Source organism: Alicycliphilus denitrificans (assembly GCF_044792555.1).
Taxonomy (GTDB): Bacteria; Pseudomonadota; Gammaproteobacteria; order Burkholderiales; family Burkholderiaceae_C; genus Alicycliphilus; species Alicycliphilus denitrificans_A.
In genome coordinates this window covers 2,500,169-2,526,400 of record NZ_CP126238.1, presented here as the reverse complement: position 1 = coordinate 2,526,400, position 26,232 = coordinate 2,500,169, and the positions used below count along the sequence as shown (strand labels likewise).

Here is a 26,232-nt window from a genome sequence, read left to right as displayed (position 1 = left end):
TTAAGGAGCGAGGCGTTCGCGCGCCCAGCCCTCGCCGTCCGCCCGGTAGCGCAGCCGGTCGTGCAGGCGGCTCTTGCGGCCCTGCCAGAACTCCCATTGGTCGGGCTTGAGGCGATAGCCGCCCCAGTGCGGCGGGCGCGGCGGCTTGAGCAGGAACTGCGCGCCATACTTGGCAGCGTTGGCCACCAGCACGCCGCGGCTGGTGATCACCTGGCTTTGCGGGCTGGCCCAGGCACCGATGCGCGAATCCAGCGGGCGGCTGTGGAAATACTCGTCGCTTTCCTCGTCGCTCACCTTCTCCACGATGCCTTCGATGCGCACCACGCGCTCAAGCTCCACCCAGTGGAACTGCAGCGCGGCATAGGGGTTGCCGGCCAGTTGGCGGCCCTTGCGGCTGTCGTAGTTGGTGTACCAGACGATGCCCCGTGCGTCGTAGCCCTTGATGAGCACCACGCGCGTGCTCGGACGCAGGTCGCTGCCCACGGTGGCTACGGTCATGGCATTGGGCTCGGCCACCCGGGCGTTCACGGCCTCATGCAGCCATAGGTCAAACTGCTGCAGGGGGTCGGGATGGGAGGCATCTTCGCCGAGTTCGGCGCGCTCGTAGCTCTTGCGCAGGTCGGCGATGGAGGAGGAGAGGGTGCTTTTGCTCATGCTTTCGATTGTGCCCGCGCTCAATCGCTGTCCTTGGACAGGGCGATCAGGCGTGCCAGTGCGCGGTCACGGATACCCAGGCGCAACAGCTCTGCCTGCGTGGCCTCGGCATAGTCGCGCGTGCTCCCGTAAATGCCCCTGGCCTGGGCAAATATGCGCCGGTATTCCTCATCCGCCAGCACGCCCGTATGGCTGGGGCTCTTACGCGACAGGGTGAAGGCGAGGGCGCGCACTGCGCCCTCGGGCGTCTGGCAGGCTAGCCAGCGCGGGTCGTACACGCCCAGCACCATTTCGCGCTGCCACAGGTTGAGCAGGACCTGGCGCGCATCGCCCTGCGGCACGCGAAACACCATGCCGCGGCAGCTGCCGCCGGGCAGCATGCCAAATACCAGGCCCGGGCATTCGGGCGTGCCGCGGTTGACGCGGCTCCACATCTTGAGCGCCCGGTGCCAGCCGTGCACCCTGGCGGCGCGGCGCTCGGCAAAGTCAAAGTCGGGGCGCCAGATGAGCGAGCCGTAGCCATAAATCCACAGATCGCTGCGGCCGCCCCATTCATCGAGCGTGCGCTCCAGCATGGGTGCGGGATCACGCAGGGGGGTGGTAAGCGGCGACATGTCAAGACTCTACAATCGTCGGGTTTTGTCCAATACACCCATTATTCACGGGAGTTTCCACCATGTCCTTCAGCAGTTCCGACGACGATAGCCAGCAACGCTTCGCACTCGGGTTCCTTTTTGCCCTGATTGCGCTGGTGGTCTCCATCGTCGTGGGTGTCGTGGTCTACAAGCGCGGCCTGGCCCATGCGCCGGCGAAGGCGCCAGCTGCTGCCGCAGCCCCTGCGGCCGTGGCCGAGGATGCCGCCAGCGTGGTGGTCGAAGGCGGCGTGGTGAAGTTCTTCTTTGCCACCGGCAAGGCCGAACTGGCCGCCGGCGCCAACGATGCCCTGGCAGAGGTGGTCAAGGGCGTGCTGGAAGGCGGCAAGATGGCCGTGGTCTCGGGCTTTCACGACGCCACGGGCGACGCCGCGCTGAATGCCGAGCTGGCCAAGCAACGCGCCCTGGCCGTGGGCGATGCCCTGAAGGCCCTGGGCGTGCCCGAAGACAAGGTCGAGCTCAAGAAGCCCGAAGCCACGCAAGGCAGCGGCAGCAATGCCGAGGCGCGCCGCGTGGAGGTGGTGCTGGCGCCCTGAGCGTCTGCATACCCGCCATGCAGGAAACCCGGCAGTGCCGGGTTTTTTCCGACCCGATCACGGCAAGCAAAGTGCAGCGCTGAGGGGTGGGGCATCGCAATGGGGGGTTGCCATGGGCAGAAGCCTGTGGTGCGGGCTTGAGAATAGGGGAGACAAGAGCTTTCTTCAATGCGAAAGAGCCATCCATGAACACTCCCCGCATCGGCTTGGTCGGCGTCGGCCTGATGGGCCATGGCATTGCACTGAACATCGCCCGCAAGGGCCATGCCTTGACGATGCTGGAGCACCCCGGCAACCAGCCCTTGGACGAACTGCGCGCCTTGGGCGTGGGTACGGCGGCATCGGTGCAGGACCTGGCGCGTCGGGTGCAGGTGCTTATCCTGTGCGTGACTGGCTCGCCCCAGGTGGAGGCCGTGTTGCTGGGCGAGCAGGGGGCTCTCGCCGCACTGCAGCCCGGCACGGTGGTGATCGACTGCTCCACGGCCCTTCCCGGATCCACCGAAACGGTGGCGCGCGCGGTTGCCGAGGTTGGTGGGCGCTTCCTGGATGCACCCATGACGCGCACTCCCAGGGAGGCCGCCGAAGGGCGCCTGAACCTGCTCGTGGGCGGCGACACGCAGCTGCTGCAGGAATGCCTGCCGCTGCTGCAATGCTTTGCCGAGAACATCACCCACACCGGCGCCGTGGGCAGCGGCCACCGCATGAAGCTGCTGCACAACTACGTGTCGCTGGGCAGCGTGGCCCTGATCGCCGAGGCCGCGGCCTGCGCCCTGGCAGGGGACGTGGCGCCGCAGGTGTTGGTTGACGTGCTCGCCAAGGGCGGCGGCGGTGGCGTGGCGCTGGAGCGCCTGCGGCCCTATTTGCTGCAGCAGGACCCGAGCGGCTTGCACTTTTTCATGTCCAACGCGCTCAAGGACATGGACTACTACACCACCATGGCGCAAGACGCTGGCGCAGCCCATGGCATAGCCCAGGCCGTGCTCGACACCTTTGACCAAGCCGTGGCCGAGGGTGGGCCGCAGAGGCTGGTGCCGGAGCTGGTGCACCTTTTGCGTGCAAAAACACGACTGCCGGGCTAGCGACCAAGGCAGGAGGTGGCAGGCAAATTTGCGCAGCCGTCCTACCCGCAGCCGGGGGGCGCCGTCCTACGCTGCGATGCTATGTCTGTTGCCATTCCCTCCCGTCAGTTGCCCGGTGCGCAACTACCCGCAAGCCCCGCCGCGCTGCACCTGCAGCCCCTGGCGCGTTGGCGCGAGATCACGGGAGCCCTGCTGGCGCCGCAGGCCAGCATCTCGCCCAAGTATTTCTATGACCAGCGCGGTTCCGAGTTGTTCGAGGCCATCACCCGCCTGCCCGAGTACTACCTCACACGCACCGAACGGGCGCTGATGCGCCGCCATGGCGGCGCCATTGCCGAGGCCGTGGGGACGGGCCGCGTGGTCATAGAGCCCGGTGCCGGCAGCTGCGTGAAGGCCCAGGCCCTGTGCCGCAGGCTGCGGGCCACGCATTTTGTCGGGGTGGATATTTCGGCAGACTACCTGCGGGGCGCCATTGAGCGCCTGCGCATGGCGCTGCCGGGGGTGGATGCGCGGGCGGTGGCTGGCGACATCACCGCCGGCCTGCAATTGCCGCCGGATATTCCGCGCCAGCGGCGCCTGGTGTTCTACCCCGGCTCGTCCATCGGTAATTTCGACCCGCTGCAGGCCCTGGCGCTGCTGGTGCAGATGCGTGCGCTGGCGCTGGAGGGAGGCGCTCTCTTGATCGGCATCGACCTGCCAAAGGACAGGGCCATGCTGGAGGCGGCCTATGACGATGCGGCGGGCGTCACCGCCGCCTTCAACCGCAACGTGCTCGTGCACCTGAACCGCCTGATCGGCAGCGATTTCGATCCGCGGCAATGGCAGCACCTGGCGCTCTTCAACCAGGCCGCCTCGCGCATCGAGATGCACCTGCAGGCCCGCGCAGCGCAGCGCGTGCGCTGGACGGGCGGCGGGCGCGACTTTGCGGCCGGCGAGCGCATCCATACCGAAAACAGCTACAAGCACCCATTGCCGGCCTTCACCGCGCTGCTGCGCCAGGCGGGCTTTGCCAGCGTGCAGAGTTGGACGGATGCGCGCGGCTGGTATGCCGTGGTGCATGCGCGTGCCTGAGCATGCGCCAGAAGGAGCCTTGCCATGCGCCAGCACCCCCTTGCGTCCTCACCCGCCGCCCAATGCGCGGATGTCGCGCACCGCTATGCGGCCGTGCGCGCCGCCACCGAGGCCCTGGCCCGGCCGCTGTCGGCCGAGGACTGCTGCGTGCAGTCCATGCCCGACGCCAGCCCCGCCAAATGGCACCTGGCCCATACCAGCTGGTTCTTTGAGACCTTTATTTTGGAGAGGCATGAGAGCGGGTTCAGGCCCTTCGATCCGGCGTTCCGCGTACTGTTCAACTCGTACTACCAGGGCGTGGGGCGCCAGCATCCACGCCCGCAGCGCGGCCTGCTGACGCGGCCGTCGCTGGCCACGGTGCAGGCCTATCGCGCCGAGGTGGACGCGCGCATGCAGCGTCTGCTGGCCCAGGGCGGTCTGTCGGCCGAGGTGGCGGCGCTGCTGGAGCTGGGCCTGCAGCACGAGCAGCAGCACCAGGAATTGATCCTCACCGATATCAAGCACCTGCTGTGGTGCAACCCGCTATGGCCCGCGTACCACGAGGAGCCCGCGCTACCGGACGGCGGTGCCGTGGGCGCCGGCGGCTGGCGCAATTGTCGGGGCGGTCTGGTGCAGATCGGCCACCAGGGAGCGGACTTTGCGTTCGACAACGAGCTGCCGCGCCACAGCGTTTACCTGCAGCCCTACGCGCTGGCAACGCGTCTGGTCACGAATGCCGAGTACCTGGCCTTCATGGCCGAGGGCGGCTACGACGAGCCCGCGCACTGGCTGGCCGAGGGCTGGGACTGGTGCCGCGCGCAGCAGCTTGCCCACCCCTTGTATTGGCGCCAGCAGGGGCAGGACTGGCGCGAATTCACACTGGCAGGGGCGCAACCATTGGCGCCGCACCAGGCCGTGGCGCATCTGTCGTACTACGAGGCCGATGCCTACGCGCGCTGGGCCGGTGCGCGCCTGCCCACCGAGGCCGAGTGGGAGACTGCCAGCGCCGACGAGGGTGACGGACTACAACAGATGTTTGGCGTGCTCTGGCAGTGGACCCAGTCCAGCTACGCGCCATACCCCGGCTTCGCCCCCGCGCCGGGCGCGGTGGGCGAATACAACGGTAAGTTCATGGTGAACCAGTATGTGCTGCGCGGTAGCTCCTGCGCCACGCCGGCAGGTCATGCGCGCGCCAGCTACCGCAACTTTTTCCCGGCCGCGGCGCGCTGGCAGTTCACGGGGCTGAGGCTGGCGCGCGACTCTTGAAACGATAGCTGCCAGCGCTTGCGGGACAAGCGCTAGAGCCCAAAATCGCTCAAACCGCGTCCAGCGCCTGCGCCAGATCGGCGCGCAGGTCGTCGATGTGCTCGATGCCAATGGACAGGCGCACCATGCCCTCGGTCACGCCGGCCTGGGCCAGTTCCGCGGCATTGAGCTGGCGGTGCGTGGTGGAGGCCGGGTGCGTGGCCAGCGACTTGGCGTCGCCGATGTTCACCAGGCGCGTGAACAGCTTGAGCGCATCCAGGAAGCGCGCACCGGCGGCGCGCGGGTCGCCGCCGTCCTGCTTCAGGCTGAACGACAGGATGCCCGAGGCGCGGCCGCCCAGCTGGCGCTGCACCAGCGCGTGGTCCGGGTGCTCCGGCAGGCCGGCGTAGCGCACCCATTCCACCTTGGGGTGGGTCTGCAGGTAGTGGGCCAGCGCCAGCGTGTTTTCGCAGATGCGGTCCATGCGCAGGGCCAGCGTCTCTATGCCCTGCAGGATCAGGAAGGCGTTGTGCGGCGAGATGGCCGCGCCCGTGTTGCGCAGCGGCACCACGCGCACGCGGCCGATGTAGGCGGCAGGGCCTAGGGCCTCGGTGTAGACCACGCCGTGGTAGCTCACGTCGGGCTCGTTCAGGCGCTTGAAGCGCTCTTTATGTTCCGCCCAGGGGAACTTGCCGCTGTCGACGACGGCGCCGCCCATGCTGTTGCCGTGGCCGGCCAGGTACTTGGTCAGGGCGTGCACCACGATGTCGGCGCCATGCTCGATGGGGCGCAGCAGGTAGGGGCTGGGCACGGTGTTGTCCACGATCAGCGGCACGCCGTGGGCATGGGCCACGTCGGCCAGGGCCCGGATGTCGGTCACATTGCCCAGCGGGTTGCCGATGGACTCGCAGAACACCGCCTTGGTGCGCGCATCGATCAGCTTGCCGAAGCTGGCCGGGTCGCGCGGGTCGGCAAAGCGCACCTCGATGCCCTGCTGCGGGAAGGTGTGGGCGAACAGGTTGTAGGTGCCGCCGTACAGGGTGCTGGCGCTGACGATGTTGTCGCCAGCCTCGGCAATGGCCTGGATGGCGTAGGTGATGGCCGCCATGCCCGAGGCCACGGCCACCGCGGCGATGCCGCCTTCCAGGGCCGCGACGCGCTTTTCCAGCACGTCGGTGGTGGGGTTCATGATGCGCGTGTAGATGTTGCCCGGCACCTTCAGGTCAAACAGGTCGGCGCCGTGCTGCGCGCTGTCGAAGGCGTAGGCCACGGTCTGGTAGATGGGCACGGCGACGGACTTGGTGGTCGGGTCGGGCGAGTAGCCGGCGTGGACGGCCAGGGTTTCGATGCGCATCGGTGTCTTCCTTTGGTTGGGTTGTTACAACCGGCCATTGTCGGTCAAGCAAAGGCCAATCTTCGTCATTCCCGCGAAGGCGGGAATCCACGGCCGCGATGACGCCGGGCGGTGCGGGCCTACACCGGCCGCGTGCGGTAGAACTGCAGCGGCCTTTCCTGCATCTCGCGCTGGTGCTGCTGGATGACGGACTTTTTCATCCGGCCCACCACATGCATCTCGCAGGGCTTGCAGTCGAACACCAGTTTGAGCTTTTCCTTGCCATTGATCAGCTGCAGCGGCTCGGCCTTGATGGTGCCCTTGACGCCGATTACGCCCTTGGCCTGCTTGGGGCATAGGCTCATGCTGTAGCGCACGCAATGCTTGGTGATCATCAGGCTGACCTCGCCTTCTTCTTCCTTGCTTTCGTAGGCCGCGTCAATCACCTTCACGCCGTGCTTCACGTAGAAGTCATGCGCCTTGTGGTTGTAGACGTTGGCCAGATAGGTCAGGGTGTCCTCGGGGAAGGGCGCGGGCGGCTCCACGGGCTGGGCGCGCTGCAGGCGCACAAAGCCCTTGGCGCGTGCGTCCTCCAGCGCGGCCACGGCCGCGCGGCGCAGCTGGTTCAGGGCCGAGGCGGGCACAAACCAGGGCTGGCTCAGCGTCAGGGCGATGTCGTGCACGCCGAAGACCGTGGCGCCAAAGCGGCCAAGCTGCTCGCGCAGCTGGGCCTCGGCGCGGGTGGCGTCGCTGGCCGGCTGGTGCGGCTGCACGATGGCGGCGCTGCCGATGAAGCCGTCCTCGTCGGTGAGCGTGAGCGCAAAGCCGTCGGCCGTCTCGGCAAGCTGCGCCCACAGGCCTATGCGCCGCTCGCTGGACTTCTTGTCCAGCGTGCGCACCCAGTCCATGTCGCGGTTGCGGTTGACCTCCAGGCCCTTGCGCAAGTCCTTGAAGCCGGCAATGTCGTCCTTGGGAAATACGCGCCAGATGCCCTTCTTGGGCGCCACGCATTCGGCGCGGTTGATGTGCACGCCCACCAGTTCCTTTTGCAGGTCGTAGTAGCACAGGCCGTCGCCGTTGTGCAGCTCGGTGGCCTTGTCGCTCACCTCCAGCTCGAACCAGTTGTCGCCGATTTGCCCTTTTCCAATTTGAGTTATCCAGCCGATGGCGCGGCCCGGCGTCTTCGGCGTGTCGAAGGCGCCGATGTCATCCTTGCGGCCGTTGACGAAATAGTCGGTGAACTCGCGGTTGAAGTTCTGGTCGGGATCGGGCGTGAAGCTGAACGTGGTGCGGCCGCTCGAAGAGCGTGCAAATTCGCCTTCCTCAATGATCTCGTCGAGCAGCTTGCGGTAGTGGGCGGTGATGTTCTTCACATACCCCAGGTCCTTGTAGCGCCCCTCGATCTTGAAGCTGCGCACGCCCGCGTCGATGAGCGCGCGCAGGTTGCCCGACTGGTTGTTGTCCTTCATCGACAGCACATGCTTTTCGTGCGCGATGATGCGGCCCGCGCCGTCCAGCACCTCGTAGGGCAGGCGGCAGGCCTGGTTGCAGTCGCCGCGGTTGGCGCTGCGGCCGGTGTGGGCGTGGCTGATGAAGCACTGGCCCGAATAGGCCACGCACAGCGCGCCGTGCACGAAAAACTCGATGGTGGTGCGCGCCGGGTCGGTCGCGGCGCGGATGGCCTGGATTTGCTGCAGATCCAGCTCGCGCGCGATCACGATCTGCGACAGGCCCGCGTCCTGCAGGAAGCGCGCCTTCTCGGGCGTGCGGATGTCGGTCTGGGTGCTGGCGTGCAGCTGGATCGGCGGCAGGTCCAGCTCCAGCAGGCCCATGTCCTGGATGATGAGCGCATCGGCCCCGGCCTCGTACACCTGCCAGGCCATGCGGCGCGCGTCTTCGAGCTCGTCGTCGCGCAGGATGGTGTTGAGCGTGATGAAGATGCGGCTGTTGAAGCGGTGCGCGTGGGCGATGAGCCGCTCCAGGTCGCGGATGTCGTTGCCGGCGGTGGCGCGCGCGCCGAAGGCCGGCCCGCCGATGTAGACGGCGTCGGCGCCGTGGTTCACGGCCTCGATGCCGATGTCGGCGTCGCGCGCGGGGGAAAGCAGTTCGAGCTGGTGGGGCAGGAGGGACATAGGGGGCGAATTATCCCAGCCAGGCCTTGCGCGCGCTCACACCCGGGAAATCGCCGCTACAGTCAGCGCTTGCCTTGCCCAGCCATCCGCCATGTATCTCCCGCCACAGTTCCAATCCAAGGATCGCGCCCACGCCCTGGCGTTGATGCGCGCGCACCCCTTCGCCAGCCTGATCAGCAACGACGACGAGGGCTTTCCCTTCGTCACCCCCATGCCGCTGCATGTGGACGAGCGCGGCGATGGTGAACTGGCGCTGCTGGGCCACTGCGCGCGTCCCAACCCGCACTGGCGCTACCTGTGCTCGCGCCCCGAGGCGCTGGTCACGTTCCAGGGCCCGCACGCCTACATGTCGCCCGCTGTCTACCCCGATCTGACGCGCGTGCCCACCTGGAACTACCTGGCCGTGCACTGCCGTGTGCAGGCAAGGCTGATCGATGGTGCGCAGGACAAGGACGCGCTGCTCAAGGCACTGATCGGCGACCACGAGAGCGCCTACGCCGCTCAATGGCGCGCGCTGGGCGAGGAGTTTGCGCACAAGATGCTGGCCGGCATCGTGGCCTTTGAGCTGCGCGTGCTCGGCCTGCAGTGCAAGCTCAAGCTCAATCAGCACCGCAAGGAGGCGCACGCCGCCATGCACGCGCGCTACAGCGAAGGCACGCCCGACGAGCGCGCCCTGGCCGCGTGGATGCAGCGGCTGGGCATGGCGGACAACCCGCGGGAGGAATGACGCATGCGCATGGGATTCGGTCTGGTGGGCCTGCTGCTGGCCCTGGCCATTGTGGCCGTGCTGGCCAAGAGGCAGATGGGCGCCACGCGCGCGGCCGTGCCGCCCGCCGTGCAGGAGCAGCCCGTGCCCGCGGACGGCGCGGCCCCCACGGTGCGCGCGCAAGGCCAACAGGTGCAGCAGCAGGTCAGGCAGCAGGTGGAGGCGCTCATGCAGCAGCCGCGCCCCATGCCCGATGAATCACAATAAAAAATGCTTGAAACGCTTCATGAATAAGCGGTTGCAGCTATTGAAACATGAGTGAACCCGACGATGCCCATTGGATGCGTGAGGCCCTGGCCCAGGCGCGTGCCGCGCAGCAGGCGGGTGAGGTGCCCGTGGGCGCCGTGCTGGTGCGCGGCGGCCAGGTGATCGCCACCGGGGGCAACGCCCCAATAGCCGGTCACGACCCCACGGCGCATGCCGAGATGGCCGTGCTGCGCGCCGCGGCGCGCCAGCTGTCCAACTATCGGCTCGACGGCTGCACGCTCTACGTCACGCTGGAGCCCTGCGCCATGTGCAGCGGCGCCATGCTGCACGCGCGCCTGCCACGCGTGGTCTACGGCGCGGCCGACCCCAAGACCGGTGCGGCGGGTTCGGTGGTGAACCTGTTTGCCGAGCCGCTTCTCAACCACCAGACCCAGGTGACGGGCGGCGTGCTGGCCGAGGAATGCGGCGCGCTGCTCAGCGATTTTTTCCGCACGCGCCGCCGTGCCCAGCGCACGCAGCAGCTGGCCGCCCACCCGCTGCGCCAGGATGCGCTGCGCACGCCCGACAGCGTGTTTGCCAATTTGCCGGACTACCCCTGGGCGCCGCACTACGTCAGCGATCTGCCCGCGCTGGCCGGCCTGCGCCTGCACTATCTGGACGAAGGCCCGCGGGATGCGCCGCGCACCTGGCTGCTGCTGCACGCCAGTCCCGCGTGGAGCCGGGTCTGGCGGCACATGCTGCCCGTGTTCCTGCAGGCGGGCCACCGCGTGGTGGCGCCCGACCTGATCGGCTTTGGCAGGAGCGACAAGCCCAAGAAGGAGGGCGCGCACCGGCTGGACTGGCATCGGCAGGTGCTGACCGAACTGGCGCAGCGGCTGGCCTTGCGGGGCGTGGTGCTGGTGGCCCAGCCGGGCGCGCCGCTGCCGCTGCTGGATGCGCCCGTGCTGCGCGTGCTCGAGCCTGTGGTGGATGACGGCGCGCCATTCCCCGATGCCGGCCACCGCGCCGGGCCGCGCGCGCTGGCCCGCTGGATGCTGGACGATGGTGCCCCCGCCTTCACCGTGCGGGACGCCAGCGCCGCCTCGGCTCTTTGCGCTATGGAATACTTCGCCCGCTATGCATGACCACCTCGACGACTGCGGCCACGATCACGGCCCCAAGCACATCTACATCTATTCCCCTTCAGGCGCCGTGCGCGACAAGGCGGCCTTTCGCCGCGGCATCAAGCGCCTTCAGGCCATGGGCCACGAGGTCGAGGTGGACCCGGACGCCCTGGCCAGCCACACGCGCTTTGCCGGTGACGACGACACGCGCCTGGCCGCCATCCACCGTGCGGCCGCCAGCGGCGCCGACGTGGCGCTCATCAGCCGCGGCGGCTATGGCATCACGCGCATCCTGCCGGGCATCAAGTACAAGGCCCTGGCCAAGGCCGTGGCACGCGGCACGCGCTTCGTGGGTGTGAGCGACTTCACGGCCTTGCAGCTGGCGCTGCTGGCCCAGACCGGCGCCACCAGCTGGGCCGGTCCGGCGCTCGTGGGCGACCTGGGCGTGGCGGGCGAGCCCGACGACATCATGCTCGCCTGCCTGGATGACTTGTTCACCGGCCACGGCGAGGGCAGCGGCTGGCGCATGCACGCCGAAAAGCCCCTGGCCGACGGCCGCCCCGCCGTGCGTGACATCTATCTGAAGAAGGCGCCGCTCTGGGGTGGCAACCTGGCCGTGCTGTGCTCGCTGCTGGGCACGCCGTATTTCCCGCAGCTCCAGGGCGGCGTGCTGTTCCTGGAGGACGTGGGCGAACATCCCTACCGCATCGAGCGCCTGCTCACCCAGCTGCTGCACGCCGGCGTCCTGCACCAGCAAAAGGCCGTGGTGCTGGGCCAGTTCAACGGCTACCAGTTAGCGCCGCACGACAAGGGCTTCAAGCTGCAGAGCGTCGTGGACTGGCTGCGCACGCAGATCAAGGCCCCGGTGCTCACCAACCTGCCGTTCGGCCATGTGCCGACCAAGGTGCTGCTGCCCGTGGGGGCCGAGGTGTCGCTGTCGGTGGAGGGGCGCGATGCGCTGATTTACTGGGGGCATGCGCATTGATTGCTATTTTTAAGTGAGCTTTCTGCGCTTTATGGATAAGCGTTTGGCCGTTATTTTGCTCAAAAGATTCTGTGCCACGCAGGGCAGAGTCTTCTTGCCGCTCCTTGCGCTGCACGGCAGGCGGCGGCTCTTGTGTGAAATTTTGTCAATATCGCTCCCATGCAGGAATGCTCTAGCCCCTTCGGGCAGCCAAGCTGCATAAGATATTCCCTGGGTGTTTTGTAACAATCCACGTTCACCATCCTTGATGCAGGGGGTTGCAAACAGCAAGAATAGGCATGTATCCAAGCACGAACTTCAGCAAAACCGTGGTGTTTGCAGACATCGCCGGCAGCACGGCCTTGTTTGAGGTGCTCGGCAATGAACGGGCCGCGGCGTTGGTGGCATGGCTGACACGGGGCATCGCTGCCTGCGTGCATAAGCATGGCGGACGGGTGGTCAAGAAACTGGGCGACGGTGTGCTGGGTGTGTTCGAGCAACCGAGCCAAGCCTTGGCGGCGTCGGTCGCGTTGATGCGTGAACACCGCCAATGGCTCCAGTCACAGCCACGGGCGCATCGCGTGGAGATTCACATCGGCCTGGCCAGTGGCGAGGTGGTCGAGGTCGATGGCGACTGCTATGGCGATGCCGTGAACCTGGCGGCACGCCTGTGCGACCTGGCGGGCGCAACCGAGGTCTGGGCGGCACAGGCCGTCGTTGCCAGCCAGCATGCAACACCGGGTGTGAGCTTCATTCGCCTGGGACATCTGGAGGTGCGCGGCAAGGCCGAACCACAGGTCATGTATCAGGTGGAATGGCGTGAGGACGAAGAGGCTGACTACACAGCCCACTCGGATCTGATGAGTGAGCTCAACGATCTCGGTCCCGCTGCCGCGGAGATCCACTTGTTTGGACCCGATGGCAGCCGGCTGCGTGCTTCGTCCGGGGCGTCGGTGCAGCTGGGGCGTGCGCCGGATTCGGACCTGTGCCTGACCGATCCACGGGTTTCACGCGTGCATGCGCGCGTGCAATGGCGCCAGGGCGCCTTCGTCCTCACCGACCTCAGCAGTTTCGGCACCTGGGTGCGTTTTGAGGGCAGTGACGTTGCCGTGCAGCTGCGCCGCGAAAATTGCCTGTTGCACGGTATGGGGGAGATCGCCTTGGGCGTGCCCTTTGCCGAGGGCAACGCGCCCATCATCAGCTTTCAGGTTGCCGACGCTCGCATCCGCGTGGGCTGAATCCATCATGGCCACCGCAGGCTACCGCCTGTGCGCAAGCGGCAGCCTCATGCGGCCAGGCGCGCTCACTGGCTCGCAGGCTTGAGCAGCGTGGACTCGATCTTGTTGGCCAGCTGCGCCACGGCCAAGGCGGCGGGGCAGCCGGGCATTTGCTGCATCAACAACTGGCGCCGCATGACGGCCTCGCGCACCGAGGTGTCGGCGGGAATGTCTCCCATGTGGATCAGCCGCATGGAACGGCCCGAGTCCGTGGTCACGAAGCGGTCTAGCACCTGCTGCAACTGACCGGTGATGGCGCGGCCATCGCCGGCGCGCGCGGCCTGATTGACCACCAGGCGCACATGCTGGCGCTTTTGCTGGGTGGCCAGCACCTTGATGGCGGCATAGGCATCGGTCAGCGAGGTGGGCTCGGGCGTGGCCACGATCAGCACCTCCTGGGCCAGCGACACGGAAAACAGCACCACGTCGGAGATGCCGGCCCCGGTGTCGAGCAGCACCACGTCAAAGCGCGGGGCCAAGGTCTGGATGACGTTGTAGAGCTCGTTGCGTACCTCCGGCGTGAGGCGCGAATACTCGACCATGCCGGAGCCGGCCAGCAGCACGGAAAAGCCGCCGGGAGCCTTGATGACGGCATTCTCCAGTTGCGCCTTGCCGGTGAACACGTCATGCAGCGTGACCTTGGGGTGCAGGTTCAGTACCACGTCCAGGTTGGCAAGCCCCAAGTCGGCGTCCAGCACCAGCACGCGGTGCCCGCGGCGCGTAAGAGCGGCGGCCAGGTTGGCCGATAAAAAGGTCTTGCCTACGCCACCCTTGCCGCTGGTGATGGCAATGATGCGTGCATCCACGGGAGCCGTAATCGGGGGCGTCGCGGCGCCTGCCGAGGCAGGTGCGCCAGCTGCTGGGGTTGTCGGTTGAGGGAGTGGCGCGTCGTTCATTGCTTCACTTTCAATGGGCGCTGCCTGTGGATGGCTCTAGTGGTGTGGGCAGATCGCCCCATCCCGATGGAGTGTATAGGGGGCCAAACAGCAAACTCTTCTCCTCTGCGCTGACGCTGCTGTCGGGTTGCTCTTCAATGCAGACACGATTGCGCCCGGCGAGCTTGGCCTTGTACAGCTCGGCATCGGCGCGGTCTATCCATAGCGTGGTGGTGCTGCGAATCCACTGCAGCGCAAAGGCGCCACCAATGCTCACGGTGATGTCCAGCGTCAGTGATGGAGAGATGCGTATCGGCGTGGATTCGATGGTGCGGCGCATGCGCTCGGCAACCACGCGGCCAAAGCCGAACTGGCATGCCGGAAGCACGATGGCGAATTCTTCCCCGCCATAGCGGGCCACGGTGTCCATGGGGCGCACGCATGCTTCGAGTGTGCGCGCCACCGACTGCAGCACGATGTCGCCGGCCAGATGGCCATGGTTGTCATTGACCCGTTTGAAATGGTCGATGTCCAGCATCAGCAGCAATGCGGCCTCGCCGGAGCGGGCCACGCGGTCAATCTCGCGCTCAAGCACGGCGCCTGCATGGCGGCGGTTGGGTAGGCCGGTCAGGGAATCCTTGAGCGAGAGCTCGCACAGCCCATCGATCAGGCTTTGCAGATACTGCTGAGGTGTCTGCGTGCGCAAGGCTTGCGCCGAGCCCTGAGACTGTGCCACCAGCGCGTGAGCGGTGACCAGGCGTAGGTCACGCAGTCGGATGGATGCAGAAGGCGCGGAATCAATCACAAAAAGAAAGAATCAATTGGTTTCAGTGTAGCAGTTGGATTGTGGCACTGCCTGCTTGGATACGGTCGCTGTCGCGCATTGCCCGTAGATTTTATGGCTTGGAAAAGGTCTGCTGGAGCGCGCCAATGGCCTCAGCGTCGGTGCGGTAGCTGACGAAGTTCGGGCCATGCACCAGGGCCCCGGCATTTTCCAGCCGGCGCTGTACGGGCAGTTTGATACCTGCCACATGCAGGGTCCCGCCGTGGCTTTGCAACAGGGCGCGCAGGCGCATAAAGGTCTCCACCCCCGTCACGTCGATGCGGTTGATGGAAAGCGCAAACAGGCACAGGTGGTGTGTTTCGGGCCGGCTGGCCAGTTCGTCGGCCACGCGGCGTTCCAGTGCATTGGCGGAGGCGAAGTCCAGTTCCGCGTCCATGCGCAGTGCCAGTACCTGGGGCGCCAGAGGTGGAAGTTGCCACAGGTGGCGGTCGCGCAGGCTGCCGTCCGGGTGCAGGCCGACCTCGATGATGCGCGGGTGCAGGCGCTGGAACAGGAAGTGGCTCAGGTTCATCACGATGCCCGCCAGCACGCCCCAGTACAGGCGCGGCGCCGTGGCCAGGGTTAGGGCAAAGGTCGCCAGGCCAATCACGGTTTCGACGCGCGAGATGCGCCACAAATTGAACATGGTGCGCGGCTTGATGAGGCTGGTGACGGCCGTCACCACTACTGCGGCCAGCACCGACTGCGGCACATGGTAGAGCGCAGGGGTGAGCCATAGCAGCGTTGCCAGCACCAACACGAGTGCAAACAGCGTCGCCCAGCCGGTCTTGGCGCCCGCGTACAGGTTGATGGCCGAGCGCGAGAACGAGGCGCTGGTGGCAAAGCTGCCGCACAGGCCCGAGCTCATCTTGGCCAGGCCGTGGGCAATCAGATCCTGGTTCTCGTTCCAGCGTGTACCGCCCTGCTGATGCTCCACCTTGGCGCTCGATGCCGTTTCCAGGAAGCTGACCAGGGTTACCACCAGCACCGGCATCACCAGCGCGCCCAGTTCATTCCAGGACAGCCAGCCAGGCCAGTATGCGGACGGCAGGCCCGAGGGCAGGTGGCCAATCACCGCGCCCTGGGCATCGGCGTAGCCCATAGCCCAACTGATCAGGGCTGCCAGGGCAATCAAGACGATGGCCGCCGGAAAACCGGAGCGCCAGCGCTTGAGCAGCCCCAGAAACGCCCAGCTGCCCAAGCCGAAGGCCAGGGCCGTGAGATCGAAGTGCTGCAGCGACGGGCTCACGGCCAGGGCATGCCAGCTTGAGCGCAGGCCCAGCAACGCGGGCAGCTGCGAGGCCAGTATCAGCAGCGCCGCGGCCTGGGTGAAGCCACCCAGCACGGGCGATGTCACCAAATTGAGCAGCCAGCCAAAGCGTACCGTGCCCAGTACCAGCTGCAGCAGGCCTGACAGCAAGGCCATCCACGCCGCCAGGGCGACCCACTGAGCGCTGCCGGGCTCCGCCATGCCGGTCAGTGACGCGCCGATGAGCAGGCTGGTGAGCGCCGTGGGACCCACGCCCAGGCGGGTGGACGAACTCCAGAGCACTGCCACCAGTGCCGGTACCAGGGAGGCGTAGATGCCCGTCACCAGCGGCATGCCTGCCAGCGCCGCATAGGCCACGCCCTGGGGCACCAGCATCAGTCCTACGGTCATGCCGGCCCAGAATTCCCCCCGAAGGAGCTGGCCCGTTGGGCGTGGCCAGGCAAGAAAAGGGAACCAGCGGTGCAGCAAAGGTGTGGACATGGGGCGATTGTCCGATACGCAGCCTTGCTGCATCGTGTGTTCTGCCGCCTTTGCGGGGCAACGGGCACCATGAAAAAATCGTAAACACGCTCTAAGATCAATACATGACTCAGACAACGACCGCCGACCTGGCGACCCGACTCATCCATCACGACTACACGCCGCCCGCGGGCTTCGAGGCGCCGCAGCCGGCGGTGCACAAGGCTTCCACGGTCATCTTCCCGAACGTGGCCGCGTTGCGCGCGCGCGAGTGGAAGGACAAGAGCAGCTACACCTATGGCCTGCACGGCACGCCGACCACCTACCAGCTGGAAGAGCGCCTGGCGACCCTGGAGGGCGGTTTGCAATGCCTGCTGGTGCCCAGCGGCCTGGCGGCCATTGCCACTGTGTCGCTGGCCTTGCTGCGCCAGGGGGACGAGGTTCTGATCCCGGACAACGCCTACGGTCCGAACAAGGCCCTGGCCGAGGTGGAGCTGCGCCACTACGGCATACAGCACCGCGTCTACGACCCGCTGGATCCTGCGGATCTGGCAGCCAAGATCACCGATGCGACACGGCTGGTGTGGCTGGAGGCGCCGGGGTCGGTGACGCTGGAGTTCCCCGACCTGCTGGAACAGGTGCGTATCTGCCGCGCGCGCGGCGTGATCACGGTTCTGGACAACACCTGGGGCGCAGGCCTGGCATTTGCGCCCTTCGACCTGACGGGCGATGGCCAGCTGGCGGTGGACATTTCCGTGCATGCCCTCACCAAGTACCCCAGCGGTGGTGGTGACGTGCTCATGGGAAGCATCATCACGCGCGACGAAGCCCTGCACCTGCGCGTCAAGCTGACCCACATGCGCCTGGGCCTGGGCGTGGGCGCGAACGACGTCGAGGCCGTGCTGCGCTCCCTTCCCAGCATGGCGCTGCGCTACCGCGCACACGACGTGGCTGCACGGGATTTGGCGCAATGGATGGGCATGCAGGGCCCGGTGGCGCAGGTTCTGCACCCCGCCTTGCCCGGATCGCCCGGTCATGAGCACTGGCGCGCGCTGTGCGGCAGCGCGGGCGGCCCCCATGGCGCCGCGGCCGGCCTGTTCAGCGTGGTCATAGATGCGCGCCACACGCCCCAGCAGGTGGACGCATTCTGCGACGGCCTGCGCCTGTTCAAGCTGGGCTACAGCTGGGGTGGTCCCATGAGCCTGGTGGTTCCCTACGACCTGGCGAGCATGCGCGTGCGCGCCACGCCGCACCTCAAGGCCGGCACGGTGGTGCGTTTCTCGGTGGGCCTGGAGGCGGTGGAGGATCTGCGCCAGGATCTGGCCCAGGCCATGGAGCGTGCCTTCGCCTGAGCGGCGCTCCATCATGGGGCGCGGGGTGGTAGTTTCCTTGATGTGCGCCAAGCGGCTGGCTGGCTATGGTGCTGGCTACGCCACTGTCGTGGCGCCACCGCACCAGCCGCCATGACCGACTCCTCTGCGCCAACTCCTTCCGCACCGCCGTCCTCGCCGCTGGTGCTCAACTCCCTGGGGTGGAGGGATCCGTTTCGCTGGCTTGCCACCGGGGTACGCGACCTGCTGGCAGCCCCGGGCATCGCGATGTTTTATGGCCTGTGCTTCTGGGGCATGGCGCTGGTGCTGGGATGGGTGTTTCGCGCGCAGCCCGAATACACCATGTCGCTGGCCAGCGGCTGTCTGCTCGTGGGGCCGTTCCTGGCCATGGGGCTGTATGAAACCAGCCGCAGACGCGAGGCGGGCCTGCCGCCCGATCTGGGGGCATCCATCACTTGCTGGGACCGCCATGTAGCCAGCATGGCCATGCTGGTGTTGGTGCTCATCGTGCTGGAGCTGCTGTGGGGGCGGGCGTCGCTGGTGGTGTTTGCCGTGTTCTTCAACACCGGCATGCCCTCCACCACGGGCGTGGTGCAGGCGGTGTTCAATCCGCAGAACTGGCAGTTCGTCGTCGTCTACCTGATGGTGGGTGGAGTGTTCGCAGCCCTGGTGTTTGCCAGCATGGTGGTGTCCATTCCCATGATCCTGGATCGTGACACGGATGCGCTCACGGCCGGCATCGCCAGCATACGCGTGGTGCTGGAAAACCCCGGTGTGATGCTGCTGTGGGGGGCGCTGATCACGCTGCTGGTGGCGCTCTCCCTCTTGGCATGGGGGGCAGGGTTGTTGGTCGTGGGGCCGCTACTGGGGCATGCGAGCTGGCATGCCTACCGTGCAGCGGTGGCTCCGCCTGGCCCGGTGGAGCCTGGCGTCCAGAGCGCTGGCTGAGGACTACAGCAGCTTGCGCAGTTCGGGCCAGACGTTGTCCAGCATGCGCGGCTGAGCCTCGGCACGCGGGTGGATGCGGTCGGGCTGGAACAGCGCCGTGGCGTTGGGCACGTCGGCCACCCCCTTGAGCAGGAAGGGCACAAGCGCTGCCTTGCGCTCCTTGGCCACGGCTTCGAACAGGCCGGCAAAGCGTCGCCCATAGTCGGCTCCGTAGTTGGGCGGCATCTGCATGCCCACCAGCAGCACGCGCGCGCCGGCGGCCTGTGACTGCTCGGTCATCCATGCCAGGTTGTCCTGGGTGTTGGCCAAGGGCAGGCCGCGCAGGGCGTCGTTGCTGCCGAGCTCCAGCACCACCAGCGTCGGTTGATGCGCCTGGAGCAGCGTGGCCAGGCGTGCGCGGCCACCGGCCGTGGTATCGCCGCTGACGCTGGCATTGATCACCTTGGCCTGGATTTTTTCCCGTTCCAGGCGTTGCTCCAGCAGCGTCACCCAGCCGCTGCCGCGTGCCAAGCCATATTCGGCGCTGAGCGAGTCGCCGACCACCAGGATCACAGGTGCTTTGGCGCCTTGCCGCGCCAGAGCGGGCGCTGCGTTCAGCAGGGCCAGGGTGCCGGCCACGATAAAGTCACGCCTAATCATTGGAATCACTACCGAGAGCCTTTCATGTCCGAAGCCATTGCCGTTGCGGCCAAACCAGTGCAGGCGAGCGTGCCGCCAGACGCCATCATTGCCGTGGAGCATGTGTACAAGTCCGTCACCGACTCCACGGGCACCCTGGAGATTTTGCGCGATATCGATTTCCGTCTTGCTGCGCGGGAAACCGTGGCCATTGTCGGCGCCTCGGGCTCGGGCAAGAGCACGCTGCTGTCCATCATTGCCGGCCTGGACACGCCCACGCGCGGCACGGTGCATCTGGCGGGGCAGGATTTGTTTGTCCTGGACGAGGATGAGCGCGCCGCGCTGCGGGCGCGCAAGGTAGGCTTTGTGTTCCAGAGCTTCCAGCTCCTGGGCAACCTCACGGCGCTGGAGAACGTGATGCTGCCGCTGGAGCTGGCCGGCCATCGCGACGCGCGCCGACGCGCGGCCGACATGCTGGGCCGCGTGGGTCTGGCCCAGCGCTTGTCACATTACCCCAAGGTACTGTCCGGTGGCGAGCAGCAGCGCGTGGCGCTGGCGCGTGCCTTCGTGGTCGAGCCCGCCGTGCTGCTGGCCGACGAGCCCACGGGCAGCCTGGACTTTGCCACCGGCGAGACCATCATGGAGCTGATGTTCGCACTCAACCGCGAACAGGGCACGACCCTGGTGCTGGTGACGCACGACCGAGCCATTGCCGAGCGCTGCGACCGGCGCATCACCATCGAGGCCGGGCGGTTGGTGTAAATGCGGGGCGATCCGCGATTCAGTTGGTGACCGCCAGCGCGGCGGCGTCCAGTTCGGTCCGGTTGCGCCCGCCGTTTTTCGCCCGGTAGAGCGCGGCATCCGCGCGGCCGAGGATGGATACCTGCGTGTCGCCATGGCGGTAGAAGGTCCCGCCGACGGAAATGGTCACGCCCTGCGACTGCAGTTCGGGGATGGGCAGTTGCTCCACGTTCGTCCTGATGCGTTCGCAGGCGGCACCCGCCTCGGCGACATCGTTGGCGGCGATGATCAGCACGAACTCCTCGCCCCCATAACGGGCCATGTAGTCGGCCTTGCGCAGAATATCCTGCGTACTGACGGCGACCGCCTTGATCACCTGGTCGCCCACCAGGTGGCCATGGGCGTCGTTGACCTGCTTGAAGTAATCAATGTCTGCAATAAGCACGAGAAAGGCGGGCGCGCCGCGTTCGCAGCGGCCGATCTCCCGGTCGAGCACCTCGCTCATGTGATGGCGGTTGAACGCGCCGGTCAAAGCGTCGCGCTGCGCCATTTCCTTGATCATGCGCAGCGATTCCCGCAGGCGGCGCCGGACGTTACTCAAGTAGCCCACCAGCGGGCACAACACCGCCAGCGTGATCGTCAGGTTGGTCCACTGGAGCCATTCGACGCGCAGGTTTATCTCGTCGGGCCGATTGGTGCTGAGCAGCATGATGACGGCGGCATAAGCGGCCGAGGACAGCGCGCCCATGAGCAGCAGCTCGGCCGTCGTCAGCCGCAGTGCGCCAAACAGCAGGATCACCAGCAGCAGCATCAGCAGGCCCCCACGGATGGCGCCCGCGTGGTAGAGAATGAACGCCACCGCGCCAATGGCGACCGCCATTTGCCCCATGGTCATGCTCGGATCCCGTAGCTGGAGGTTGATGCCGCTCTTGATCAGCACAAAGAAAAAGACATTCGTGCCGGCAAAAATTCCCGCCCAGACGGGGGCGAACCATGGCGGCAGAAAGCCCTGCCAGCTCACCATCGCCAGCATCAGTGCACAGGGCACGTACACGGCTACGGCGATCAGCAGGCGCAGAAGGCGCAGCTTCTGGCGGCCATCGACCTGCTCCAGAGTTTGTGAGGGCATGCGGCTACCGTCCTGATTCGATGCGGGGAGCTGTCTTTTCTCACCATCACATCACAAGCCGCAAATTTTGCAACTAGATATTAACCATGCAATGCCGCGTACTGCCGCTTGCAATGATTCCGCAGGCTCTAAGCGCGTCGCGGCGCCATGCAGGCCGCCGCCGTGAACAGCACGTCGGTGGACGAGTTCAGCGCCGTCTCGGCCGAGTCCTGCAGCACGCCGATGACGAAGCCCACACCCACCACCTGCATGGCCACGTCGTTGCCGATGCCAAACAGGCTGCAGGCGAGCGGGATCAAGAGCAGCGAGCCACCTGCCACGCCCGATGCGCCGCAGGCGCAGACCGAGGCCACCACGCACAGCAGCAGGGCGGTTGGCACATCGACCTGGATGCCTAGCGTGTGGGCGGCGGCTAGCGACAGCACGCTGATGGTGATCGCCGCGCCCGCCATGTTGATCGTGGCGCCCAGCGGAATGGCGATGCTGTAGGTCTCCTCGCTCAGGTTCAGACGCCTGGCCAGGGCCAGGTTGATGGGGATGTTGGCGGCCGAGCTGCGCGTGAAGAAGGCCGTCACGCCGCTCTCGCGCAGGCAGGTGAGCACGAGAGGGTAGGGGTTGCGGCGGATGGTCAGGAACACGATCAGGGGGTTGACCACCAACGCCACGAACAGCATGCAGCCCAGCAGCACGGCCAGCAGATGGGCATAGCTCCACAGCGCCTGCATGCCGGCTTCGGCAAAGGTGGCAGCCACCAGGCCCAGGATGCCCAGCGGTGCGCAGCGGATCACCCACTGGATGACCCGCGTGACGGCCTGTGCGCCGTCTTGCAGCACCTCGCGCGTGGATTCGCTGGCATGGCGCAGCGCCACGCCCAGGGCCACGGCCCAGGCCAGGATGCCGATGTAGTTGGCCTCCAGCAGTGCCTTCACGGGATTGCTCACCATGCTGCTTACCACGTTGAGCAGCACCTCGGAGACCGCCCCTGGTGCGGCCTGACCCTGGGCCGCAGTGTTTAGGGCCAGGGTGCTGGGAAACCACATGCTGGCAGCCACGCCCACGGCGGCCGCGGCCAGCGTGCCAATGGCGTACAGCAGCAGGATAGGGCGCATGTGCGTGTTTTCGCCCGGGCGGTGGTTGCCGATGGCGGCCATTACCAGCACGAACACCAGCACCGGGGCAATCGCCTTGAGTGCGGAGATGAACAGGTTGCCAAGGAACGCCACGGCGGGCGTGGCGGCAGGCCACGCAACGGCCAGTAGAACACCCAGGATCAGGGCGAACGCGATCTGTGTGACCAAGCTGGTGCGCTGCGCCCAGCGCAGCAAGGGAGAGAGGATCATGGTGATAAACGGTCAGGAAGGAGCCGCGCGCGCCTGCGAAGTGGGCAGGCCGGGCGCTTGCGCCATGGCGGGTGGCCAGGGGGCTCGTGGAGTGATGTGGGCGCGATTCTAAAAGCCCGGCCCACAAGCCCGGATAATCGCCCCCATGTCCTCCCCCAAAGTCCTGTTCGGCTTTCATGCCGTGGGCGTGCGCCTGAAGACGGCGCCGCAATCCATCATCGAGGTGTATTACGAAGCCACGCGCCGCGACGCGCGCATGCGCCAGTTTCTCGCGCGCGCCAAGGAGGCAGGCGTGCGCCTGATCGAGGCCGACGGCCTGCGCCTGGCCAAGCTGGCCGGCAGCCATGGCCACCAGGGCGTGGCCGCGCGCGTCGAGGCCGTGGCGCAGCTGCATTCGCTTGATGACCTGCTCGACCAGCTGGAGGCAGATGGCGTGCAGAACCCTTTGCTGCTGGTGCTTGACGGCGTGACCGACCCGCACAACCTGGGTGCCTGCCTGCGCGTGGCCGATGGCGCGGGTGCGCACGCCGTGATCGCGCCCAAGGACCATGCCGTGGGCATTAACGCCACCGTGGCCAAGGTGGCCAGCGGCGCGGCCGAGACCGTGCCCTACTTCATGGTGACCAACCTGGCACGAACCTTGGGCGAGCTGAAGGAACGCAACATCTGGGTTGTAGGCACCAGCGGTGATGCAGAAAAAAATCTCTACCAGGTCGACCTGAAGGGGCCCGTGGCCCTGGTGCTGGGCGCCGAGGGCCCGGGGATGCGCCAACTCACGCGCAAGACCTGCGACGAACTGGTGCGCATCCCCATGCAGGGCGCGGTCGAGAGCCTGAACGTCTCGGTGGCCAGCGCCGTGTGCCTGTACGAGGCGCTGCGCCAGCGCGGCTGAGTTTCAGCCAGACGCAGCCAGCACGGCGGCCAGCCGGTCCAGGTTTTGCTCGTTGCCGGGCGTGCATACGGGCGCCAGGCGCGCGCAGCTTTCGGCGTCGGCAAAGGTCTGGCGCCAGCCGACGCGCGTGCCGCCATCCTGGGGCGCCAGGCTGATGCTCAGCTCAAACCAGTGCGCGGTGACATGCTCGATCACCACGAGTTCATTGGCAGCGATGTCGGCAAATCGGTACTCGTTGGGGTAGTCGCGCCCGTCGGGGCCGTGCAGAGTCACCAGCCAGCGCCCGCCGGGGCGAAAGTCAAAGGCCTGAATGCTGTTGTGAAAACCATTCGGCCCCCACCAGCGCGCGAGTTGATTCGGGTTGGCGATGGCACCGAAGATGGCCGCTGGAGGGGCGGGCAGCACGCGTTCGGTGAAAAGCGTGCGGTTGTCGGTGGATGGTGCGGTGCTCATGGGGCTTGCTCAGGTCATGGAATGCAGGCCGATGCAGTTGCCTTCGGTATCCACCACCAGGGCAATGTGGCCGTGCGGTGCAATGGAGAACTTGGGCTTGAACACCTGGCCGCCCGCGGCCTCCACGCGGCCCTGCTCCACGGCGCAATCATCGCAGGCGAAGTACACCAGCGTGCCGCCGCCGCCCGACGGCATGCCGTCCATTTTCACCAGCATGCCGCCCGAGCCCATGCTGGTCATGTCGCCGGGGAAGGCCAGCAGCTGCATGCTGCCGTCCAGCCCGGTGGGCGTTGCCAGCGGCTGCAGCGTGCACCGGAACACCGTCTCATAAAAGCGCTGCGCACGCGCCATGTCCTGTACGTAGATTTCGAACCAGACCACGGGGTTGGGCTTCATGTCGATCTCCTGTGTGGTGGAGTAAGCGGGTTGGCCGGGCGCTGCGTGATGGCGGCCCACTTCACCCGCGGCGCGCCGCTTCGATGGCGGCGATGTCGATCTTGCGCATCTGCATCATGGTGTCGAACGCACGCCTGGCGGCAGCGCGATCGGGGTCGGCGATCGCTTCGGTCAGGGCCACCGGCGTGATCTGCCAGGAAATGCCCCATTTGTCCTTGCACCAGCCGCATTCGCTCTCGTGGCCGCCGTTGCCGACGATGGCGTTCCAGTAGCGATCGGTTTCCGCCTGGTCGGCGGTGGCGACCTGGAATGAGAAGGCCTCGCTGTGCCTGAAAGCGGGCCCGCCATTGAGCCCGAGACAAGGGATGCCCAGCACGGTGAATTCGACGGTCAGCACATCGCCCTGCTGTCCCGACGGATAGTCGCCGGGCGCGCGCAGGATGGAGCCGACGCGCGAATCGGGAAAGGTGCTGGCGTAAAACCGCGCAGCCTCCTCGGCGTCGCGCTGGTACCAGAGGCAGATGGTGTTCTTTGCGGGCCTTGTCATCAGGCGTCTCCACGCCCTTGCGGGGCAACGTGTACTTGAACGGGCCTCAACCCGCAATCTCAGGCTCCACCAGCGCGGCCAGCTGCAAGAGAGATTCCTGCCAGCCCAGGTAACACATCTCCAGGGGAATGGCCTGCGGAATGCCTGCCTGGGTGATGCTCAGTTGCGTGCCGCAGATCACCGGCGTGAGCCTGACGGTGACCTCCAGCACGCCGGGCAGCTTGGGATCGTCAAACTGATCCGTGTAACGGATGAGTTGGCCCGGAATGAGTTCAAGGTATTCACCGCCGAACGAGTGTTCGCTGCCGGCGCCGAAGTTGCGGAACGACATCCGGAACGTGCCTCCGGCACGGGCCTCCAGATGGTGCACCTGGCAGGTGAAGCCATGGGGCGGGAGCCATTTGGCCATGGCGTCGGCCTCGAGAAAGGCTCGATAGACCTTCTCCGGCGTGGCACGCAGCACACGGTGAAGATGGACGGTTCTGTCGGACATGGGGCCCTCCTCGGGGGTATTGATGCGTCGGGGCTCAGGCCTGCGCCACCACGTTCACCATCCACGGCGTGCCGAAGCGGTCGCGCGCCATGCCGAAGCCGGGCGACCAGAAGGTGGCGGCAAAGGGCATCGCGGTCTGCCCGCCCTGCGCCAGGGCGTCGAACAGGCGCTGGCCCTCGGCCACGTCGGCGGCCTGGATCGACACCCACAGTCCCTGCGGCGCCTGATAGCCGCCGCAGCTGGTGTCTGCGCCAGGCATGGCGTCAGAGCCCATCAGCGACTGCTCCTTGAGCTGCAGATGCACATGCATGATGCGATTTCTGGCCGGCTCGGGCAGTGGTGGCATGCCTTCGGTGGCGGGCATCTCGCCAAAGGTGCTCTGGTGGACGATGGCGCCGCCGAACAGCTTGGCGTAGAAGGCGAAGGCCTCGGCGCAGTTGCCGTCGAAATTGAGGTAGGGGGTGAATTGCAATTGAGTCTCCTGGCGTTGGAGGTGGTGCGTGACGGAATCCGGCGTCGCCGAACCTGTGCTTGAGCGCTGCGGATATCGACTTACGCGCTCACCAGCACGCGAAAGCCACCGTAGATCAGCCGCTTGCCGTCGAAGGGCATTTCCCTGGGGCAGCGCGGGTCGTCCATGACAGCCTTCATTCCGGCATCGCGTGCCTGGCGTGAGGGCCATACCACCCACGAGAACACCACGGTCTCGTCATCCTTGAGCTTGACGGCCATCGGCATGGAGGTGAGCTTGCCCTGGGGCACATCGTCGCCCCAGCATTCGATGAACTCGATCGCGCCGTGCTCCTTGAAAAGCTGCGCAGCGCTGCTGGCGTGCTGACGATAGATCTCCTTGTTGGCACTGGGTACGGCCAGCAGAAAGCCGTCGACGTAGCTGTCGGATCTCATGCTTCAACTCCT

Annotated in this window: 29 protein-coding genes; 13 read left to right on the top strand and 16 right to left on the bottom strand. The window is 66.6% G+C overall.

Annotated features, from left to right (window positions below):
- Together pdxH and P7644_RS12020 are read right to left on the bottom strand one after the other, a co-directional pair.
- Positions 1 to 654: a pyridoxamine 5'-phosphate oxidase gene (pdxH, locus tag P7644_RS12025; RefSeq protein WP_404299421.1), complete on the bottom strand. Its 654-nt coding sequence runs from the start codon at positions 652 to 654 to the stop codon at positions 1 to 3.
- A 20-nt stretch (positions 655 to 674) separates the two neighbouring features.
- A complete protein-coding gene (locus P7644_RS12020; protein ID WP_404299419.1) occupies positions 675 to 1,268 on the bottom strand; it encodes a gamma-glutamylcyclotransferase in 594 nt (197 codons plus the stop codon).
- A gap of 62 nt (positions 1,269 to 1,330) precedes the next feature.
- Between P7644_RS12020 and P7644_RS12015 the strand changes: the two genes are divergently transcribed.
- The 4 genes from P7644_RS12015 to egtB all read left to right on the top strand — a co-directional run bounded on the left by P7644_RS12015 (position 1,331) and on the right by egtB (position 5,238).
- Positions 1,331 to 1,843: an OmpA family protein gene (locus tag P7644_RS12015; protein WP_404299417.1), complete on the top strand. Its 513-nt coding sequence runs from the start codon at positions 1,331 to 1,333 to the stop codon at positions 1,841 to 1,843.
- A gap of 185 nt (positions 1,844 to 2,028) precedes the next feature.
- Entirely contained in the window at positions 2,029 to 2,922 is an 894-nt protein-coding gene (locus P7644_RS12010; protein WP_404299415.1) for an NAD(P)-dependent oxidoreductase, read from the top strand.
- An 81-nt stretch (positions 2,923 to 3,003) separates the two neighbouring features.
- Complete coding sequence (gene egtD / locus P7644_RS12005; protein ID WP_404299413.1) at positions 3,004 to 3,993, top strand: L-histidine N(alpha)-methyltransferase; 990 nt, start codon at positions 3,004 to 3,006, stop codon at positions 3,991 to 3,993.
- A gap of 24 nt (positions 3,994 to 4,017) precedes the next feature.
- Entirely contained in the window at positions 4,018 to 5,238 is a 1,221-nt protein-coding gene (egtB, locus tag P7644_RS12000) for an ergothioneine biosynthesis protein EgtB (RefSeq protein ID WP_404299411.1), read from the top strand.
- A gap of 49 nt (positions 5,239 to 5,287) precedes the next feature.
- Here the strand turns inward: egtB and P7644_RS11995 are convergent, their stop codons facing one another.
- Positions 5,288 to 6,571 carry an O-acetylhomoserine aminocarboxypropyltransferase/cysteine synthase family protein gene (locus P7644_RS11995; protein WP_404299409.1) on the bottom strand — a complete coding sequence of 428 codons (1,284 nt, stop codon included), beginning with the start codon at positions 6,569 to 6,571 and terminating at the stop codon, positions 5,288 to 5,290.
- Between the two features lie 119 nt (positions 6,572 to 6,690).
- Entirely contained in the window at positions 6,691 to 8,682 is a 1,992-nt protein-coding gene (locus tag P7644_RS11990) for a U32 family peptidase (RefSeq protein ID WP_404299407.1), read from the bottom strand.
- A gap of 91 nt (positions 8,683 to 8,773) precedes the next feature.
- Here P7644_RS11990 and P7644_RS11985 point away from each other — a divergent pair, with 91 nt between their 5' ends.
- From P7644_RS11985 to P7644_RS11965, 5 genes are all read left to right on the top strand, one after another.
- Positions 8,774 to 9,409 carry an FMN-binding negative transcriptional regulator gene (locus P7644_RS11985; protein WP_404299406.1) on the top strand — a complete coding sequence of 212 codons (636 nt, stop codon included), beginning with the start codon at positions 8,774 to 8,776 and terminating at the stop codon, positions 9,407 to 9,409.
- Between the two features lie 3 nt (positions 9,410 to 9,412).
- Positions 9,413 to 9,655, top strand: a complete 243-nt coding sequence (locus tag P7644_RS11980) for a hypothetical protein (protein WP_404299404.1) — start codon at positions 9,413 to 9,415, stop codon at positions 9,653 to 9,655.
- A 47-nt stretch (positions 9,656 to 9,702) separates the two neighbouring features.
- On the top strand, positions 9,703 to 10,779 hold the full coding sequence (gene tadA / locus P7644_RS11975) for a tRNA adenosine(34) deaminase TadA (protein WP_404299402.1): 1,077 nt from the start codon (positions 9,703 to 9,705) through the stop codon (positions 10,777 to 10,779).
- Positions 10,772 to 11,743, top strand: a complete 972-nt coding sequence (locus P7644_RS11970) for an LD-carboxypeptidase (protein ID WP_404299400.1) — start codon at positions 10,772 to 10,774, stop codon at positions 11,741 to 11,743. Before tadA ends, P7644_RS11970 begins: the two co-directional genes overlap by 8 nt.
- Positions 11,744 to 12,021: 278 nt before the next feature.
- Positions 12,022 to 12,960 carry an FHA domain-containing protein gene (locus tag P7644_RS11965; protein ID WP_404299398.1) on the top strand — a complete coding sequence of 313 codons (939 nt, stop codon included), beginning with the start codon at positions 12,022 to 12,024 and terminating at the stop codon, positions 12,958 to 12,960.
- A gap of 65 nt (positions 12,961 to 13,025) precedes the next feature.
- Here P7644_RS11965 and P7644_RS11960 read toward each other — a convergent pair whose 3' ends face one another.
- The 3 genes from P7644_RS11960 to P7644_RS11950 all read right to left on the bottom strand — a co-directional run bounded on the left by P7644_RS11960 (position 13,026) and on the right by P7644_RS11950 (position 16,447).
- The gene (locus P7644_RS11960; protein WP_404299397.1) at positions 13,026 to 13,895 is read right to left on the bottom strand and encodes a MinD/ParA family protein; all 870 of its coding nucleotides are present in this window, start codon (positions 13,893 to 13,895) and stop codon (positions 13,026 to 13,028) included.
- A 10-nt stretch (positions 13,896 to 13,905) separates the two neighbouring features.
- Complete coding sequence (locus P7644_RS11955) at positions 13,906 to 14,679, bottom strand: GGDEF domain-containing protein (protein WP_404299395.1); 774 nt, start codon at positions 14,677 to 14,679, stop codon at positions 13,906 to 13,908.
- A 91-nt stretch (positions 14,680 to 14,770) separates the two neighbouring features.
- Positions 14,771 to 16,447, bottom strand: a complete 1,677-nt coding sequence (locus tag P7644_RS11950; RefSeq protein ID WP_404299393.1) for a SulP family inorganic anion transporter — start codon at positions 16,445 to 16,447, stop codon at positions 14,771 to 14,773.
- Positions 16,448 to 16,551: 104 nt separating this feature from the next.
- On the opposite strand from P7644_RS11950, the gene P7644_RS11945 reads away from it, so the two are divergent.
- Entirely contained in the window at positions 16,552 to 17,778 is a 1,227-nt protein-coding gene (locus tag P7644_RS11945) for a PLP-dependent transferase (protein WP_404299391.1), read from the top strand.
- Between the two features lie 111 nt (positions 17,779 to 17,889).
- A complete protein-coding gene (locus P7644_RS11940) occupies positions 17,890 to 18,705 on the top strand; it encodes a DUF2189 domain-containing protein (RefSeq protein WP_404299389.1) in 816 nt (271 codons plus the stop codon).
- Positions 18,706 to 18,708: 3 nt separating this feature from the next.
- Here the strand turns inward: P7644_RS11940 and P7644_RS11935 are convergent, their stop codons facing one another.
- Positions 18,709 to 19,344: an arylesterase gene (locus tag P7644_RS11935; RefSeq protein ID WP_404299387.1), complete on the bottom strand. Its 636-nt coding sequence runs from the start codon at positions 19,342 to 19,344 to the stop codon at positions 18,709 to 18,711.
- Positions 19,345 to 19,368: 24 nt separating this feature from the next.
- Here P7644_RS11935 and P7644_RS11930 point away from each other — a divergent pair, with 24 nt between their 5' ends.
- Positions 19,369 to 20,085 (top strand): ABC transporter ATP-binding protein, encoded by a 717-nt coding sequence (locus tag P7644_RS11930; protein WP_404299385.1) that lies wholly within the window; start codon positions 19,369 to 19,371, stop codon positions 20,083 to 20,085.
- A gap of 19 nt (positions 20,086 to 20,104) precedes the next feature.
- On the opposite strand, the gene P7644_RS11925 is transcribed toward P7644_RS11930, so the two are convergent.
- Both P7644_RS11925 and sstT read right to left on the bottom strand, forming a co-directional pair.
- Positions 20,105 to 21,193, bottom strand: coding sequence for a GGDEF domain-containing protein (locus P7644_RS11925; protein ID WP_404299383.1), 1,089 nt, complete (start codon positions 21,191 to 21,193; stop codon positions 20,105 to 20,107).
- Between the two features lie 128 nt (positions 21,194 to 21,321).
- Positions 21,322 to 22,533 carry a serine/threonine transporter SstT gene (gene sstT, locus P7644_RS11920; protein WP_404299381.1) on the bottom strand — a complete coding sequence of 404 codons (1,212 nt, stop codon included), beginning with the start codon at positions 22,531 to 22,533 and terminating at the stop codon, positions 21,322 to 21,324.
- 145 nt (positions 22,534 to 22,678) lie between these two features.
- Here sstT and rlmB point away from each other — a divergent pair, with 145 nt between their 5' ends.
- On the top strand, positions 22,679 to 23,425 hold the full coding sequence (rlmB, locus tag P7644_RS11915) for a 23S rRNA (guanosine(2251)-2'-O)-methyltransferase RlmB (protein WP_404299379.1): 747 nt from the start codon (positions 22,679 to 22,681) through the stop codon (positions 23,423 to 23,425).
- A 3-nt stretch (positions 23,426 to 23,428) separates the two neighbouring features.
- Here the strand turns inward: rlmB and P7644_RS11910 are convergent, their stop codons facing one another.
- The 6 genes from P7644_RS11910 to P7644_RS11885 all read right to left on the bottom strand — a co-directional run bounded on the left by P7644_RS11910 (position 23,429) and on the right by P7644_RS11885 (position 26,220).
- The gene (locus P7644_RS11910; RefSeq protein WP_404299377.1) at positions 23,429 to 23,878 is read right to left on the bottom strand and encodes an SRPBCC family protein; all 450 of its coding nucleotides are present in this window, start codon (positions 23,876 to 23,878) and stop codon (positions 23,429 to 23,431) included.
- Between the two features lie 9 nt (positions 23,879 to 23,887).
- Complete coding sequence (locus P7644_RS11905) at positions 23,888 to 24,274, bottom strand: VOC family protein (RefSeq protein ID WP_404299375.1); 387 nt, start codon at positions 24,272 to 24,274, stop codon at positions 23,888 to 23,890.
- Positions 24,275 to 24,335: 61 nt separating this feature from the next.
- On the bottom strand, positions 24,336 to 24,821 hold the full coding sequence (locus P7644_RS11900; protein WP_404299373.1) for a VOC family protein: 486 nt from the start codon (positions 24,819 to 24,821) through the stop codon (positions 24,336 to 24,338).
- A gap of 46 nt (positions 24,822 to 24,867) precedes the next feature.
- Positions 24,868 to 25,314, bottom strand: a complete 447-nt coding sequence (locus tag P7644_RS11895) for an SRPBCC family protein (RefSeq protein WP_404299371.1) — start codon at positions 25,312 to 25,314, stop codon at positions 24,868 to 24,870.
- Positions 25,315 to 25,348: 34 nt separating this feature from the next.
- The gene (locus P7644_RS11890; RefSeq protein WP_404299369.1) at positions 25,349 to 25,786 is read right to left on the bottom strand and encodes a VOC family protein; all 438 of its coding nucleotides are present in this window, start codon (positions 25,784 to 25,786) and stop codon (positions 25,349 to 25,351) included.
- A gap of 80 nt (positions 25,787 to 25,866) precedes the next feature.
- Positions 25,867 to 26,220, bottom strand: coding sequence for a DUF1428 domain-containing protein (locus P7644_RS11885; protein ID WP_404299367.1), 354 nt, complete (start codon positions 26,218 to 26,220; stop codon positions 25,867 to 25,869).
- Between the last annotated feature and the right edge of the window lie 12 nt (positions 26,221 to 26,232).